Genomic DNA, 14,764 nt, shown 5'->3' on the forward strand with positions numbered 1-14,764 from the left:
CTATAAGCTTGCGTTTTGGATGTTAATTTTGTCACCGTCCCGCAGTGATTGAGTTCCTTCTTGTACAATCAGGTCGTCGCTTTTTAATCCTTTGTTGAGGATAAATACATCGTCAAGCGTGCTTCCAATACTAATGTTGGTCATTTTTACAATTCCTTCTTTGTTGACAAGAAATACAAACTGTTTGTCCTGAATCGAAAAAACAGCTTTCTGCGGAATTAGAATCACATTCTTTTTAGGTTCTGATATAATTAGTTTTCCCGATGTTCCGTGTTTGATAAAACCTTGCGGATTATGAAATTTTGCTTTGTACTGAATAGAACCTGTTTGTCGGTCAATTTCACCGTCGGCAGTTCTTAATTCGCCTTTTTGGTTGTAAACGACTCCATTTGGTAATTCCAGTTTAATGTCGCCACCTGATTTGTTCAGAGTTTTGTCGGTCATCATTTGAAAATAGATGTTTTCAGGGATCGAAAAGTAAGCGTAGATATCATCCAGTTGAGAAACCGTTGTCAGCAGGGAGCCATTTTCTACAAGACTGCCTTCTTTGAACGGGATACGATCGATCGTTCCGTCAAAAGGAGCCCTGATAGTGGTGAAACTAATCTGCTGATTGATTGCTTTTCGTTCGGCAAGTGCATGGGCAACTTTGGCAGAAGCGGCTTCATACTTGGCTTTTGAAAGTTCCAGTTCTTTGTCGGCAATTACTTTCTTGTTAAACAGGGTTTGTGCCTGCTCAAGCTCGACTGTAGCAATTCTCAGATCTGCCATGGTACTTTTGTAGACAGCCTGAGCTTTTAGTAATTGTATTTGCAGCTCGACATCACTGATTTTAAAGAGCAGTTGCCCTTTTTGTACCTTTTGCCCTTCGCTCACATAAACCTTATCCAGTAACCCGGGAATGCGAACGTGTATTTCTACATTGTTTTTGGCGTGCACATCAGCCACAAACCGGTTAGAAACGATGGTGTCCTGCAAGGTGACTTTGTAGACGGGCAGTGTCTTGATTTTCGAAGTCTCTTTTTTGGTTTTATCTCCACAAGAGCTCAGAAATAAAACAGATAAAACAATTAACAAGAATTGATTTTTTGTAGTGTTCATAATGAATTTTTAAATAGGGGTATATAAATGAAGGTGCTCCCCAACATTGATTTGCAGGGAGTCGTGAATAATTTAAATGTTAAATAAGGGATATTGTAACGACTACTGCTTTTAGAGAGCAGTAACGTTTGGATAGAATTTTTTTATATCACAAGCTGTCCTTTGCAATAAAACACAGAAAGTGCATTGCATAAGAGGAATATAAAAATGAAACGGATTATGACCTAGAATAACTGGTACAGGTGCAGATGGGTATGACGCTGAATCTGGTAGACAGTGGCCATACCATAAATTAAGCGATTTTTGAAAATTCTGAATGGTACTAATTTGGTATAGTACGGTGTTTTTAAAGTACTGCTGTCTGAAGTTGTAGCACGGTGTTTGATCTTCTTTTTGACAATGAAATGAATGTCAAGATCTTTGGGACTAACCAAAGCGGAAGACGAAAATTGAGGTACTTCTGAAGCAGTGAAGTTTTCCTGAAGCTGACAAATCGTAAGTTCAGCAGTATGTTTACCAGATTCTCCTCCACTTAAAAAAGGGAGTAAGAACAGCAAAATAATACCTATGAACTTTAGTGGTTTCATGTATGCAGTAAAAAATTGTAGCTTGTCATCTGTAAAGACAACTTCTATTTGATATGGGCCAAATATAGGCATTTGCAAAATAAAGGATTCTTAAAATTTTAAGAAAATATTAAAAATTGAGGATAGGATAACATTCCGGAAAGACACCATTCATTTTTAGGACGGTTTTATAGAGGCTTGATGTTATAAAAACAGAATTCATTCTTAATTTTGTAAAATGACAAAGAAGCATTAAAATTATTGAAATGAATAAAGTATTCTCCCAACAGGGCACATTTTTATTAGGAACAGATCGATCAGAACAATTTGTTTTGAGTACACCTGTTCAGTTTAGCGAGTATACTGTTTTATTCGTTAGTGAAGGCGAGGGGATTTTTCATGCTGATTTTGCCTCTTTTCATTTTAGAGGCCCGGTTCTTTTGTTCTCAACACCTCAACAATCTATTTATATAAAAGAAATTAAACCTCTTGTATATAGTGTTTTACAATTTCATGGTGACTTCTATTGCATTGAGTATCACAGGAATGAAGTTGCTTGTAACGGTTTACTTTTCAATAATATATATTTAGAACCTTCTATACTATTAACGGTTGAACAGCATCAATTATACACACAATTAATGGATCAGATTACGGATGAACTAAAGCAGGAAACTCCATCCGAGATTGTATTGAGAGCTTATATTCAGTTGTTCTTAGCCAAATCGAGCAGTATCAAAATGAACAGCATGGAGAAGCAGGAACTTCAAAAAGATGAAAAAATGGATCAGTTTAGGCTGCTTTTGGAGGAGTATTTTCTAACCCTTCATAAACCAAGTGATTATGCGTCCTTATTAGCGATGACTCCCAATAGTTTTACCAAACAATGTAGAAAACGCTTCCATAAAACTCCAACGCAAATGATTCAGGAACGACAAATTCTTGAAGCTAAGAAACACCTGCACCTGACCAGAATGAGTATTAAAGAAATTGCTTTTGCTTTGAAGTTTCAGGACGAATACTATTTTAGCAGGGTCTTTAAAAAAAGGACAAACATTTCTCCGCAAACTTTCAGAAAAACAACCGGAATCTCGATCGTGGCAGATTTGTCTAGTTAATATCCTTTTTCGTCCATTCTTTACCAAACCTTTGAACGGTAGTTTTGCTGTGTTATTTAAAAACAAATAATTTAAAAACTACAGCAATGAAAAATACCATTTTGAATACAATTGCAAATTTAGATCAGTTGGGAAAAAAAGCAGTACGTGCCGGAATCGTAATTGTTTTTTTATGGATTGGCGGACTTAAGTTCTTTACCTACGAAGCAGACGGAATTGTACCTTTTGTAGCCAACAGCCCTTTTATGTCTTTCTTTTACAATCAGCCCTCCGAGTACAAAGAATTTGTCAATAAGGAAGGGGAGCTGGTTACCGAAAACCATGAATGGCAGATCGCCAATAATACGTACGGGTTTGCCAATGGTCTTGGAATTTTGTTAATCGGAATAGGAATTCTGGTAGCGATTCATCAATGGGCACCTTTGGCAAGTCTGATCGGAAGTATATTGGTTTTTATACTGACTATAGGAACATTATCTTTTTTAGTCACAACACCCGAAAGCTGGGTACCACATTTAACGGATGAGCAATATGGCTTTCCTTATTTGTCAGGCAGAGGACGTTTGGTTCTAAAAGACATTGTGATTCTGGGAGCTTCCTTAATTACGATGAGCGAATCGGCCGCATTGTATCTCAAGAGACCGTCTTAAAAAGCTAAATCACAGTAATACCAGAAAAGCCTTTAGTGCTCAGGGCAGCTAAAGGCTTTTGCATTTTCAATTATTAAAGCTTTAAAACTATTGCACGGTTACGGCATAACTTAGATTTGAGGTTGCAGTACCTCTTTTAAATCTCATTCTGTTGTATGCTCCGACAGGAACTCCGGCAGGAATTTTCAGTACGGCTTTATAAGAAGAAAGACTTACAATTTCTAAAGGATAGGTGACAGCAGTGTTACTGGTATTGTAAACTTCTACTGCCGTAAGCTCATTTAATAAACCGCCTCGCACTTCAAGAGTTTCTCCTGAACGTTTAGTAGTTGGAAAACCAAATCTCTCTGTTTTGAAATAGTCAGGTTCTGTTACTTCAATCTTAAATCTGTTTTCTACACTGGCATTCTGAAGGGTGTAAGCTCCATTTTTAATGCGAAGATCATATAATCCCAGCGGCATATTTTCCGGAAGAAAGTAATATACTCCATACTCAAGAAAAGGCGCTGTCGTTTCACCATTGCCTAAGTACACGATTTCTGCTGTGTATTCTGTTTTTTGATCGGCAGCAGATACAAAGTAAACTCTGGTATCTTTAAGGCTCATCCATAAATCATTGATGATCGCCGGATCGCTCGTACCACGATTGGTCATTTTTGCCATAAAACCTTTGGCTAGTGGCTCTTCCTGAGTCGAGGCCCATGTTCGTGGTTCCTTTTGTCTGAAATCTATTTTTAGGGTGTATTTTTTTGTAGTACCTGCTTTTGATGTAACGGTATAAACGGTACCGTCTTTAAAAGCTACCTCTGCACCAGATGCTGGAGAGATAGTAGCCTCGGTACCCAGAATGATTTCCGGTTTAACCGTTTCGGGAAGTGTTATGTGGTTGCTCCAGGTAATTACTATATTTTCCTCAGTCAGAGCGGCACTAATCGCATTGTTTTCAGTATCCTTGATGGTAAAAGATTCAATATGGGTGTAACCCGGAACTTTAATAACATCGGCCGGAATAGTATTTACCTTGTCGATATACTCCGTTTCGCACGAAACACATGCCAATGCTATAAAAAGCAGGGTCATTTGATATAAAAAGACAGGATTATGTATTCTTTTAGTCATGATTGTGTTGTCTATGTAATTATTACTTGATTTTATTTATTAGTTTTGCCACTTATTGAATAAGCGGGCTATTATTTTTTAAAATGCCTGTTTTACAATGCTTACGGTAATTTTACAGAGCCGTTTGTGGTCATGGGGGAATGATTTAGGGAATAGGGTATTTTGCAGTCGATCGCCGGTCAGCATTTGCTGCAGTTACTTTTATCTATTTCGTGCTCCCATGTTCTTTTTTTACGCTGTTGTTAATTATTTTACCTGAGTCCAGTTATAGTTTACAGTACTGTTTGAAGATCCCGGAGTAATACTGGTTACCTTAACCAGGTAAGCTTCTAATGCTGATGCAGGACTAGTAACTGATTGTGAATTTGTACCAGAATTAGTTCTCCAGATTACAATAGCTTTTGCAGGAGTCATAACATGTGTAAGGATGTTGTAAGAGTAGTATCCTAAGCCATAATTTGCTCCGGATATAGTTCCGTTGTATCCTAACACATTGTACGGATCTGCAGGTGAAGTACCCACATTACCAGATGCGTTTTTAACTACAATAGCAGAGTTCCAGCTATCCCAGTCGTCGCAAGTCTGATTTAAGTTAACAGTACCCACATACCATTTACCGGCATTACCTACCGGACGGATTGACCCTCCGTAAATACCTTCCCATTGAACGTTAACACCTCCAATTGCAGCCGCAACAGGAGTCCAGTTCGTATAGGTAGAAGACGGTGCAGCAGTTCTGTTTACCGTAACAGAGGTAGAAGTAACTGTACAAAGAGCTAAAGCAGATTTCTTAGTTAAATTGGATCCTTGCGATTGTTCTTTTGCTACCGCTTGTGTTTCGGCATTTTGTTCGTCAGTACTACAAGATGTAAATGAAATAGCAGCCACTGCTAAAATTGATAGAATTATTTTTTTCATAATGATTTATATTTGATAGATTAATTGGCTTCTTTCATTACCCTCGCAGTGTAAACAGGCATTTTTTATTTTCTTAAATTTAATTGGTGATCCTGAACGGATATTTCATGGTAGTTGACAGATTGTAACTTTCCATCATTAACCAGTAATCGGTATCCGGTTGAAGAGGTACAGTTGTATTGGCAGCATCTGCAAAAACATACATGACATAAAAACTTCCAATATCAAGACCTTCATTGTATTGTTTCATCTGCCATTTTTTGTTGCCTTGCGCGTCTACCACAAATACTTTTGTCACCTCATAAGACGGCAGGAAGTTTTGCCCTTTTACCGTAAGCGGACTATCGGTACTAATCGAGAAAGTTTCTGTTGGACTTGATACTTCATTTACGACTAATTTAGGCTGTTGTATGACAACGTTCACTGTGTAAACCGCGGTTGTTCCGTCTGCTGCCTTTGTGGTATAGGTTACCGGAGTTTTACTAAAAACAGGTATCAGTTCTTTTGCGGCAGGAGAAATAGTGGTATTTGCCGGTAATGTTATGGCAGCTTCAAGATATTGATACTCATAATAAGAAGGCAGGTAAACTGTAATGGTCTTTTTGAGATTATTTACAGCACTATGAATGGCCTGAGTGGTGCCCGGATTGGTTACACGAAAAGATATAATTCTCTTAGCATCCAGACCGGTAACTATTTCTGTAATGGGTGCTTCTTTTACATCTGTCCATCTTTCTTCCTCACTGCTGCATCCTGTTAACAAAGTAAGTAGTGTAAAAGCTGAAGAAAATAAAGTTGTTTTTAATGGGGTAATTTTACTATTCATGTGAATTAAATTGATTATCGGATTTCAAATTTGGTACTTCCCGCTGGTACCATTACATATTCAAAAGTGTAATACATGTGTGGAGTGTCTTTAAACCAATCTTTAGCGCTGTATACATCTTTATAAACAGATATCATTTTGATTTTTGCGTAATTACCGTTAGCGGTTTTCAGGATAATCGTTCTGGCCGGAATTACAGTCCCGTTTGCAATTTTTAACGATTCCCCAAGTGCATAAGCCACATGTGCTTTCTGCGGATTTTTTCCATCCGATACCACTTCGCCTCCAAAATCATACAAGTACCATCCTGTTCCGTTTCCAAATGAGCCCGCATCATCAGTACCGATAAGGTCAATTCCGGTTTTAAACTGACTGTCTGCAGGAATATCGACAACTTCGTTAAAAGGTTTGGCTACAATTGTGATTCCACCAACACCTCCCGCAAGAGAGCCGTTGTTTTGGGAGTTACTTCCATTGTTTCCGGATAAAAAGCTCGCGTAAAGCCCGCCAAAAGCCAGATCCCATTTGCGGGTTTTTTTATAAGATCCTTCTACAGCTTTATTTTCTTCAAGACTGTAGTAAAGTGTTGCTGAAGGAGCAGTAGGATTTGCATCAGAAGTACTCCCTTGATAGTTTTTGACCTGTATTACTTTATAGAATAAACCGGTTGAAGGAATTTCGGTTTTCGGATCGGTTGCCTTATTTTCGTCTGCTGAGCAGGCTGTAAACAAAACAGTTAGGAGAAAAATGACCAGTAAGGTTGCGGGCATTTTTGGGGTTAGGGTTTTGATTTTTGTCATGTTGTTAAATTAATTGGTATTTAAATTTTTACTTCCGTCCTGCTGTACAAAGTATTTGAAAGTAAAATAGGGAGCAGGCCAGTTTAAATCAGTTACAGCAGGGGGATTGCCTTTGTAAGCATTTATGAGTTGTAGTTTTGCATATTTTCCATTAGGCAGACGTAACGCGTAAGTACGATCCGGAATAGCCTGCATGATATGACTGCTCAGGCTGTAATAAAACCAACCCGCAGAGCTTTCAGAGGAAGACCATCCGATTTTAGTAACTTCACTGTTGTTAAAATCAGTATCTGAAGGTGCCTGATTGACATTTTTATAAGCCTCTTTCAATAGTATTACCGCTGTGTTTTTTGCCGGACCGCCGTAACCGGGATTGTACTGGTATTTTGTGTTGTTTATAAAAACCTCACTATTGTAAGGCCCTGTAAAAGCAATGTCCCAGTCGTTTGTTTTCATGAATTGTAAAGAATCTGCTTTTGTATGCAGCCAGATTTGTTTCTGATCGCTAAAGCGAAAAAGAAAAGTATGGAAACTTCTTTTTTCCTTGCCCTTTGTGTCGGTGCTCATAGAAGCTCCGGTATCTCCGGCAAGATCTGAAACTACGGTGCTTTTACCATCCGTCAAAGCGGCTGTTGGATTTTCGTCAGTGCTGCTGCACGAAAGAAAGTTCATACTTAGAATAAGTAGTAGTAAAGGCCATTTTTTGAATCTATTATTTGTTATCATGATGAAATATTTAAGGGAGATTATAGTTTTATTGATCTTTAAAAAAACGATAGCTTATGCCGGCAAGTATTATTCTTCCGGGCTGTCCGGGCATTAGTGGATCGGTGTAGTTGAAAATGTTATCAGCTGTGATTCGAATACTGAGATGCTCTTTTAACAGTTGTTTTTCGATACTGGCATTCGTAAGCCAATAATCCTTCACAAAAATGTCGTATTTGTCAATGAATTGATTGCCGTTTCGATCTCCGAAAGGATACTTACCTCTAAAATTAACCCTGATATTTGCATTAAGTTTCCACGGATTATAACGATAGAAAATGGAGGTATTGGCCATGTGGCGGGAACGATTTTCGATACCCCAGTAATCAGACGGACGGGGTTTATACGAATTACCGGTTGCAGGATCATGTATGTTTTGGCTATAAGGCCATTTACCCGCACTGATACTGTCTTTAATACTAAGATCTTTAGCAATTAAATATTGATAACCGGCACTTATTTCGAGGTTCTTTATCGGACTGAGTTTTAAAGCAATTTCAAATCCTTTGTTAACAGCTTTCGGCAGGTTTTGATACGTATAAATAATTTGATTATTGATTCCTGTAGCGACCTGAATGCTATTGATTTGATTGGTTATTTTATGATAAAAAAGATTTCCTTCTATTTTAAACTTTTTGGAAGGTTCTAAAACTAATCCTGCATTGTACGAAGTACTTTTTTCGGCCTGAAGATTTCCGGCAGTTTGATTGAGTACGTATTGCCTGATTTCACTAATCTGACCGTCCTCTTTTAACTGCTGTAGTGTAGGAGCGAGAACCGCATTACCTATCACCAGGTAATTTCCGTTAGGATTAAAGAAAACGAGGTAATTGGTTTTGAAATCAGGAGCTTTAAATCCTGTCCCAATGCCTGTTTTAAAAGTCAGTTTAGACGTAATAAAGTATTGCAATCCAAAACTGGGATTGAGTCTTCCTCCAAAATTATTAGTATGATCGTAACGGAGTCCGCCCACAGCTTTTACTTTCTGAACAGGAGACCATTCACCCTGAACATAAGAGAAAAAAGTCTGTAGAGAATTGATACCATTGAGTGACTTATCGTTCATATTTTCCAGACTTCCGCCAATCCCGCCAACAAGCTGGTACGAATTGTTATTGCTGTAGGAGAATTGCTGTTCTACGCGGTGAAGAGTCTGTTTAAAAACATCCTGACTAACAGCATTATTGCTTTGCTGCCAGGCCACACTCATATCGGCAGTATAATGGGTGAGGTAGTATCGCGTAATACTTCTTAAATTAGTATTAAAACGGTGATCGAACGAAAGAGAAAGGTTAAGATCCTGCTCGTCCTGATGATCTCCGGAAATGTGTCCAAGACCAAAATCCTTTTGCATAAAAGAACGACGCAGGCCGTAACGACCGCTTAGATTTAAATAACTGTTAACACCGGTTTGGTAACGCGATCTTCCCTGTAAGCTATAATTGTCGTAGGGTGGAGAAGTGGTTCCCTTAATGTATTTTGAATTGGTATTAAAACCGTCGGTTCGATAATAATTTGCCGCTAAATTGGCAGTTCCCTTATTTTGTGCAAATGGAGTTTCACCTTCAACAGTGGCATCAAGAATGTTCAATGAACCATAACTTACAGAAGTCTGTAGCTGCGGATCAACTACGCCGTGTCGGGTAATAATGTTAATGGTACCGCCCAATGCTTCACTGCCATAAAGACTGGAAGACGCTCCTTTTATGATCTCAATGCGTTCAATGTTAGACACACTGATTCTTGAGAGATCGAAGTTACCATTGTTGCGTCCCACCATAGGCTGACCGTCAATAAGTACCATAATGTATTCGCTGCCAAAGCCCTGCATTTGAACACCTACAGATCTTGCTCCACCACTAATATTGTTGACAATGGCAATTCCGGTTTGCTCTTTTAAAACCTCATCAAGTCTTCGGCTACCCATTAATTCAATGGTTTTACGATCAATAATGGTTACGGGCATTGCACTATACTGAGCATTGACAAGACTTTCGGGATTACTCTTTTTGGAACGACCTTTTACGCTTACTTCATTCAGATCAATACCCGGCTCCATAGTAATGTGCAATGGCTTGATAGCGGAGCCATTCAAAACAATCTGTCGGATGTAATCTTTAAATCCCATAGTGGTGATCCTGATGTTGTAGGTTCCATTGGATACACCGCTAAATGAAAAGTACCCCGTACGATCTGATAGTACTGACTTACCTGAAGACTCTAGTGTCACGAGAACCTTTGGAAGCGGATTTCCGGCATGATAGACAAAACCGCTAAAATCGGAACTGTTTTGAGCCTGAACAAAACTTATATACAAAACAAGCAAACAAGTAAGTATTATTTTTTGGACAGGGGCGTTGGTATTTTTGTTTTTCATTCTTAGTGTTATCCATTGTCTAAAGAAATAAGAGCATTATTTAACCATTATTCTTATTTAGACTGTGTAAAAATAATAATTAATAATGTAGTAATAGTATTTTTTTTACAGAATGGGCGGAAATTAAGTAGGTAAAAGATTATCAATGTGAATTTAAACTTCAGATAAAAGGTTTTAGCTAATTGTTTATTAGTCTTTTAGATGTTTAAAGAATACGTAAGTTAAGTTCTTTTTTTAAGAAAAATTTAACAGAATAAAAGAGGTGAAAAAGCACAAAATACAGTGGCTCTTTTGGGTTATTTAGGTGCCGGTTCTTACAAAATCGTCTCAAAACAAGAGAAAATAGCTTTTGAAAATTTTAAATACTATCTGTTTTGGATTTTAAATGGTGTTACAACTGAGCTGTTCTGTTGACAATAGAGTTTTAAAAAAAATCTCATTTCGAAATGAAATGAGATTAGCGAGGTTGCCATTAGGAGAAAACGTCTATATCCATTCTCCTGCAATATTGTGATCGTTTGGTAAATAAGTAAGATACTGCACCATGCGTGGGTTCTGACCCTTATTAGGTGTGGCACAATGAGGCAATGCACTGTTCCAGATGATAAAATCACCTGCTTTTCCAAGCACGGGCTCCGATTTCAGGGTTTTGATAGCTTCTTCTCTGGGATTGACATTCGGATCAAGGTTGTTTAACCAATCGTCTATTTTATTATGAAATCCGGGAACACAATGAAAAGCACCATCTTCAGGTCCGCAGTCGGTGAGGTAGAGTAGTCCCTGTATTTCAAACTGAATGGGCTGTCTTAAACTCATGTCCCAATGAAGCGGACTTCCCAAGAAGGTAAAATCTCTGGTTTCCGGCGGGTTGAAACTTACTTTATCGATCGTTTTATAAATTTGATCTGTACGGTACAGTTGTTCGTACGCTCTTTTAATTTTGGCCGAAAATCGGTTTCGGTTTAAAGTCTCATGATCTGAAAAATTAAGCATTAGACCTTTTTGATCTTCGTGTCTTTCGTACCAGCTGTCTTCTTTAAAAGGATCCATTTGCAGAAAATCCCAAATGGCACGTTGCGTGTCTTCACAATCTTTCTCCGGAATAGCATTTTTTAGAACCACATAACCGTTTTCATTCCAGAATTCCAGATCTTCCTGCGAGAGAACATCAGTGGCAATACCTTCAGATTCATAATTGATGTTTCGTTTTCTGTTGCTGATCCAGATTTTAAAAGTATCAAAATCAGGTTTTTCAAAATACAAATACTGTAAAGTGTCTTCCATACCAATACCCAATTGGAACAAGGCTTTAATTTCTGCATTCCAGGTTTCGTCATCAGTTTGAACGGTTGAACCGTCCAGCTGTAAAGTGCGTTTCCATAACTTTTCAAGAACAGTTAGTGAGTCTGTCATTTCGGTAGTTTTTATTATTTATGAATCAATACTTTCAAAAGTAAGGTATTTAAAGCGGTCTGCTAAAAGTAAAAATACGTGTTTTTGTCTTTAGTTTATGGTTTATGGTTTATAGTTTATGGTTTATAGTTTATGGTTTATAGTTTATGGTTTGCGCTCCGCATCTTGCATCTCACATCTTGCATCTTGCATCTCACATCTTGCATCTCACATCTTTCATCTCACATCTCACACATTATAGCTACACTCCGTTAAAGAACAAAATACGGAAAATCTAAGATCCGATTTATTTATCACTTCACAAAATGGAATAAAACAGGTGTATTTACGTATTAATAATTGCAGTTTTTTACTTATACTTGTTGGTGGTTTATGGGATAATAAATTGATTATAAGCGACTAATTTTTTCACCTCTTTTCATAGTTAAGAGTTGAATTTTCACCTTCCAAGGTCATCCAGTAAGGAGTATGCTAAAAATCCTTTAAAGAGTAAGCAAAACTTTAAATTCAGAGATAATGGACATCAGTTTTTTTTCCTCCACTATTGTTCAGGTCGCTATTTCACTGATCATAAGCTGGGCGTTATTTGCTTTATTGTGCAGTATGATTCTTGAACTAACGGTACAGATAAAAAGTGAAAGAGGCCGGTTTTTCAGAAGTAAAATTATTGAAAAGCTTTTTGATTTTTCCAATCAGATCAATTGGGGATTGTTAATGTACAACAACAGCAACATCAGATTATTGACGAAATCGGAAAAAGCACCTCCAACCGAAATTACTTCCAAAACTTTGGCAGAAGTACTGGTGGATACCGTTGCTAATGCTCAGGCAGCTAAAATACTGCTTCAGGACGATGAAGTAAACCATGAAAAGAAGTACAGCAATGACCTGCTGAATAATTTTGAGTTTGCGATTACTTATTTGGGGCAAAGCGATTTGATTTTGATGTTGAAGAACGCCATGAACAAAGCCAAAATTAGAGCTTCCGGGGCGGCAAATGGGGCGGCAGAAAAGGTTCTTTATGAAGAATTGATTAAAGAAGTTACGATTTGGTTTGATCAGTTTAGTGACCGAACCAGTGTATGGTATAAAAAACTCTCCAGAAAGCGCTTGTTCATTATCGGGCTTCTGGTGAGCTGTATCATTAATATTGACAGTATCGTTTTGTTTAAGTATTATGATACTAATCCAACGGCAAGAACCGCCATGATTGATTATTATACGAAGAACAAGATGCAATTAGAAGTACTCAGCGCGAAATATGGTACACCGGGACAAGGCACAGCAACTGATACAGCAGCCCTGAATTCAACCAAAAAAGATATTAAGGGTTTATCCAAACAAATAGATAGTTTAAAAACCAATTTAGATTTGCCTATTGGGTGGAAAAAAGCACAATGTGCTGATGTGAAAAGCAGTTCAGAAAAAGATTGTTTCACCTTCTCTTGTATTCTGCTTAAAATACTGGGGATCATTATTTCAGCCTTTGCGGCAAGTTTAGGAGCTCCGTTTTGGTTTGATATTCTGAAAAAAGCAACTTCTACAGCGCAAACAGTAATTAAAGAAGTATAGATTATGGAAAATAATTACAAAAATGCTCATACGCACATATTCACCATGAATAATGCGCCAAAAAACTTTCTGGAATTGTATATGCCTCCATTTTTGGCTAAAGGAGTTGATAATTTTACGAACACCAACCTTGGGGCATGGCTAATTAGACAATTGGCAAGCAGTAATAAAGGAATGGCCAAAAGATATGCTACCTTTCTTCAAATCGGTAAAAGTAAATATCAAACCGATATTTTTGAAGATTTAATGTCCCGATACCCTAACGAAACATTTCAGTTTATTACGCTGTGTCAAAACTTGGAATATTTAGGTGTTGGCAGATCTGTTAGCGGTTTTGAAGGGCAAATAGAGGAAGTGATTGATATCAAAAGAAAATACCCTACCAATATTCTGCCTTTTTTCGGACTTGATCCAAGATGGAAAAGCAGTGGAGATGAAATTCAGAAAACAGTAGAGCGATATTTCGAAACTAAAATTGAAGTAGGCGGAACGTATGTATATCCGTTTCAGGGACTAAAAATGTATCCAAGTACCGGACATTATGCCTTTGACACAAAACTTAGAAAGACGATGGAATGGGCTGCCGACAATGGTGTTCCGATAATGACACACACCTATTATCTGGGTGGAATTTTTAACTATGATAAGAATTACATTATACGAAATTTAAATCCTGTTGATCCCTATACCGGAAATGTGTACGGAGTACCTAAATTTATTGAGGAGAAAGGAGGTTTCTTTGGAAATCTCTTTAACGGCCAAACACGGACTAGTTGTAGAAGCAGCTGCTCTTATTTTCTCGAGCCACATTCGTATGAGTCTATGCTGAATACCATTAAAGACCTTAAAATATGTTTTGCACATTTTGGTGGAGTGAAGCAAATACAAGTAATACAAAAGAATAATACAGAGAACAAACAAATCAATCCTTACGGGGTGTTAAGAAAGAACTGGTTCAGTCAGATACAAAATCTGATGGTTCAGCATCCAAACGTTTACACAGACATATCGTATGATGTCGCCGAATGTCTTCTAAAAGAAAATAATGCGCTTTATAAAGTGTTTTTTGATGAGGCTAATAAACCCTATGGCAATCAAATATTGTTCGGTACCGATTATTTCATGACGGAGAAAGACAGTTTGGAACAAGTTGCGGTGCAGGGATTTAGAAATTATGCTTCAGATAAGATACTTAACAGCGGAAACTCTTTATGGGATCAAATGGCAAAGAATAATATTAATACTTATTTGAAGAGTAAGTATTATCCTTAATGGTTTTAATCAATCGTACTGTTTAATTAATATAGTGAGATGAAATTTTTTAACCTCCAGAATCAAGTGATTCTGGAGGTTTTTTTTGCGATAAAGGCTGAAAGCTCAAAAGCACAAGAAACGAGCAACGTAATATGATCTACGTTAAGTAGGAGTAGTGCCCTGAAAGGTTAAGAGCAAAGAGAGGATCTGAAATCAGCCCTTTAGAACTGTAATTCTTATAATTGTATTTTTATTCAGAAGGTTTTGTAGCGTAAATGCTTATTT

At 37.6% G+C, this 14,764-nt stretch carries 13 protein-coding genes; 4 read left to right on the top strand and 9 right to left on the bottom strand.

Going from position 1 to position 14,764, the window contains the following annotated elements:
* Nucleotides 1–1,101: an efflux RND transporter periplasmic adaptor subunit gene (locus JO950_RS06980; RefSeq protein ID WP_202701997.1), complete on the bottom strand. Its 1,101-nt coding sequence runs from the start codon at nucleotides 1,099–1,101 to the stop codon at nucleotides 1–3.
* A gap of 224 nt (nucleotides 1,102–1,325) precedes the next feature.
* Entirely contained in the window at nucleotides 1,326–1,688 is a 363-nt protein-coding gene (locus tag JO950_RS06985) for a hypothetical protein (RefSeq protein ID WP_017497169.1), read from the bottom strand.
* A 245-nt stretch (nucleotides 1,689–1,933) separates the two neighbouring features.
* Here JO950_RS06985 and JO950_RS06990 point away from each other — a divergent pair, with 245 nt between their 5' ends.
* Nucleotides 1,934–2,785, top strand: a complete 852-nt coding sequence (locus JO950_RS06990) for an AraC family transcriptional regulator (protein WP_202701998.1) — start codon at nucleotides 1,934–1,936, stop codon at nucleotides 2,783–2,785.
* An 86-nt stretch (nucleotides 2,786–2,871) separates the two neighbouring features.
* On the top strand, nucleotides 2,872–3,435 hold the full coding sequence (locus tag JO950_RS06995; protein ID WP_202701999.1) for a DUF417 family protein: 564 nt from the start codon (nucleotides 2,872–2,874) through the stop codon (nucleotides 3,433–3,435).
* A gap of 87 nt (nucleotides 3,436–3,522) precedes the next feature.
* On the opposite strand, the gene JO950_RS07000 is transcribed toward JO950_RS06995, so the two are convergent.
* From JO950_RS07000 to JO950_RS07030, 7 genes are all read right to left on the bottom strand, one after another.
* On the bottom strand, nucleotides 3,523–4,554 hold the full coding sequence (locus tag JO950_RS07000; protein WP_202702000.1) for a hypothetical protein: 1,032 nt from the start codon (nucleotides 4,552–4,554) through the stop codon (nucleotides 3,523–3,525).
* Nucleotides 4,555–4,800: 246 nt separating this feature from the next.
* Nucleotides 4,801–5,472 (bottom strand): hypothetical protein, encoded by a 672-nt coding sequence (locus tag JO950_RS07005; protein ID WP_017497173.1) that lies wholly within the window; start codon nucleotides 5,470–5,472, stop codon nucleotides 4,801–4,803.
* Between the two features lie 79 nt (nucleotides 5,473–5,551).
* On the bottom strand, nucleotides 5,552–6,298 hold the full coding sequence (locus JO950_RS07010; protein ID WP_202702001.1) for a hypothetical protein: 747 nt from the start codon (nucleotides 6,296–6,298) through the stop codon (nucleotides 5,552–5,554).
* A 14-nt stretch (nucleotides 6,299–6,312) separates the two neighbouring features.
* Nucleotides 6,313–7,098, bottom strand: a complete 786-nt coding sequence (locus JO950_RS07015) for an HmuY family protein (RefSeq protein WP_202702002.1) — start codon at nucleotides 7,096–7,098, stop codon at nucleotides 6,313–6,315.
* A 9-nt stretch (nucleotides 7,099–7,107) separates the two neighbouring features.
* The gene (locus JO950_RS07020) at nucleotides 7,108–7,824 is read right to left on the bottom strand and encodes an HmuY family protein (protein WP_202702003.1); all 717 of its coding nucleotides are present in this window, start codon (nucleotides 7,822–7,824) and stop codon (nucleotides 7,108–7,110) included.
* Between the two features lie 28 nt (nucleotides 7,825–7,852).
* Entirely contained in the window at nucleotides 7,853–10,240 is a 2,388-nt protein-coding gene (locus JO950_RS07025; protein WP_202702004.1) for a TonB-dependent receptor, read from the bottom strand.
* Nucleotides 10,241–10,726: 486 nt separating this feature from the next.
* Complete coding sequence (locus JO950_RS07030) at nucleotides 10,727–11,653, bottom strand: phytanoyl-CoA dioxygenase family protein (protein WP_237732303.1); 927 nt, start codon at nucleotides 11,651–11,653, stop codon at nucleotides 10,727–10,729.
* A 516-nt stretch (nucleotides 11,654–12,169) separates the two neighbouring features.
* Here JO950_RS07030 and JO950_RS07035 point away from each other — a divergent pair.
* Together JO950_RS07035 and JO950_RS07040 are read left to right on the top strand one after the other, a co-directional pair.
* Nucleotides 12,170–13,225 carry a hypothetical protein gene (locus JO950_RS07035; RefSeq protein ID WP_202702005.1) on the top strand — a complete coding sequence of 352 codons (1,056 nt, stop codon included), beginning with the start codon at nucleotides 12,170–12,172 and terminating at the stop codon, nucleotides 13,223–13,225.
* Nucleotides 13,226–13,228: 3 nt separating this feature from the next.
* Nucleotides 13,229–14,497 carry an amidohydrolase family protein gene (locus JO950_RS07040; RefSeq protein WP_202702006.1) on the top strand — a complete coding sequence of 423 codons (1,269 nt, stop codon included), beginning with the start codon at nucleotides 13,229–13,231 and terminating at the stop codon, nucleotides 14,495–14,497.
* Nucleotides 14,498–14,764: the final 267 nt, after the last annotated feature.

The organism is Flavobacterium sp. UGB4466, assembly GCF_903469665.1.
In the GTDB taxonomy this organism is placed as follows: Bacteria; Bacteroidota; Bacteroidia; order Flavobacteriales; family Flavobacteriaceae; genus Flavobacterium; species Flavobacterium lipolyticum.

What these genes read in the sequence shown, in the direction of transcription:
- JO950_RS06980 (WP_202701997.1), bottom strand. Translation starts at nt 1,101, where the DNA reads ATGAACACTACAAAAAATCAATTCTTGTTAATTGTTTTATCTGTTTTA.
- JO950_RS06985 (WP_017497169.1), bottom strand. Translation starts at nt 1,688, where the DNA reads ATGAAACCACTAAAGTTCATAGGTATTATTTTGCTGTTCTTACTCCCT.
- JO950_RS06990 (WP_202701998.1), top strand. Translation starts at nt 1,934, where the DNA reads ATGAATAAAGTATTCTCCCAACAGGGCACATTTTTATTAGGAACAGAT.
- JO950_RS06995 (WP_202701999.1), top strand. Translation starts at nt 2,872, where the DNA reads ATGAAAAATACCATTTTGAATACAATTGCAAATTTAGATCAGTTGGGA.
- JO950_RS07000 (WP_202702000.1), bottom strand. Translation starts at nt 4,554, where the DNA reads ATGACTAAAAGAATACATAATCCTGTCTTTTTATATCAAATGACCCTG.
- JO950_RS07005 (WP_017497173.1), bottom strand. Translation starts at nt 5,472, where the DNA reads ATGAAAAAAATAATTCTATCAATTTTAGCAGTGGCTGCTATTTCATTT.
- JO950_RS07010 (WP_202702001.1), bottom strand. Translation starts at nt 6,298, where the DNA reads ATGAATAGTAAAATTACCCCATTAAAAACAACTTTATTTTCTTCAGCT.
- JO950_RS07015 (WP_202702002.1), bottom strand. Translation starts at nt 7,098, where the DNA reads ATGACAAAAATCAAAACCCTAACCCCAAAAATGCCCGCAACCTTACTG.
- JO950_RS07020 (WP_202702003.1), bottom strand. Translation starts at nt 7,824, where the DNA reads ATGATAACAAATAATAGATTCAAAAAATGGCCTTTACTACTACTTATT.
- JO950_RS07025 (WP_202702004.1), bottom strand. Translation starts at nt 10,240, where the DNA reads ATGAAAAACAAAAATACCAACGCCCCTGTCCAAAAAATAATACTTACT.
- JO950_RS07030 (WP_237732303.1), bottom strand. Translation starts at nt 11,653, where the DNA reads ATGACAGACTCACTAACTGTTCTTGAAAAGTTATGGAAACGCACTTTA.
- JO950_RS07035 (WP_202702005.1), top strand. Translation starts at nt 12,170, where the DNA reads ATGGACATCAGTTTTTTTTCCTCCACTATTGTTCAGGTCGCTATTTCA.
- JO950_RS07040 (WP_202702006.1), top strand. Translation starts at nt 13,229, where the DNA reads ATGGAAAATAATTACAAAAATGCTCATACGCACATATTCACCATGAAT.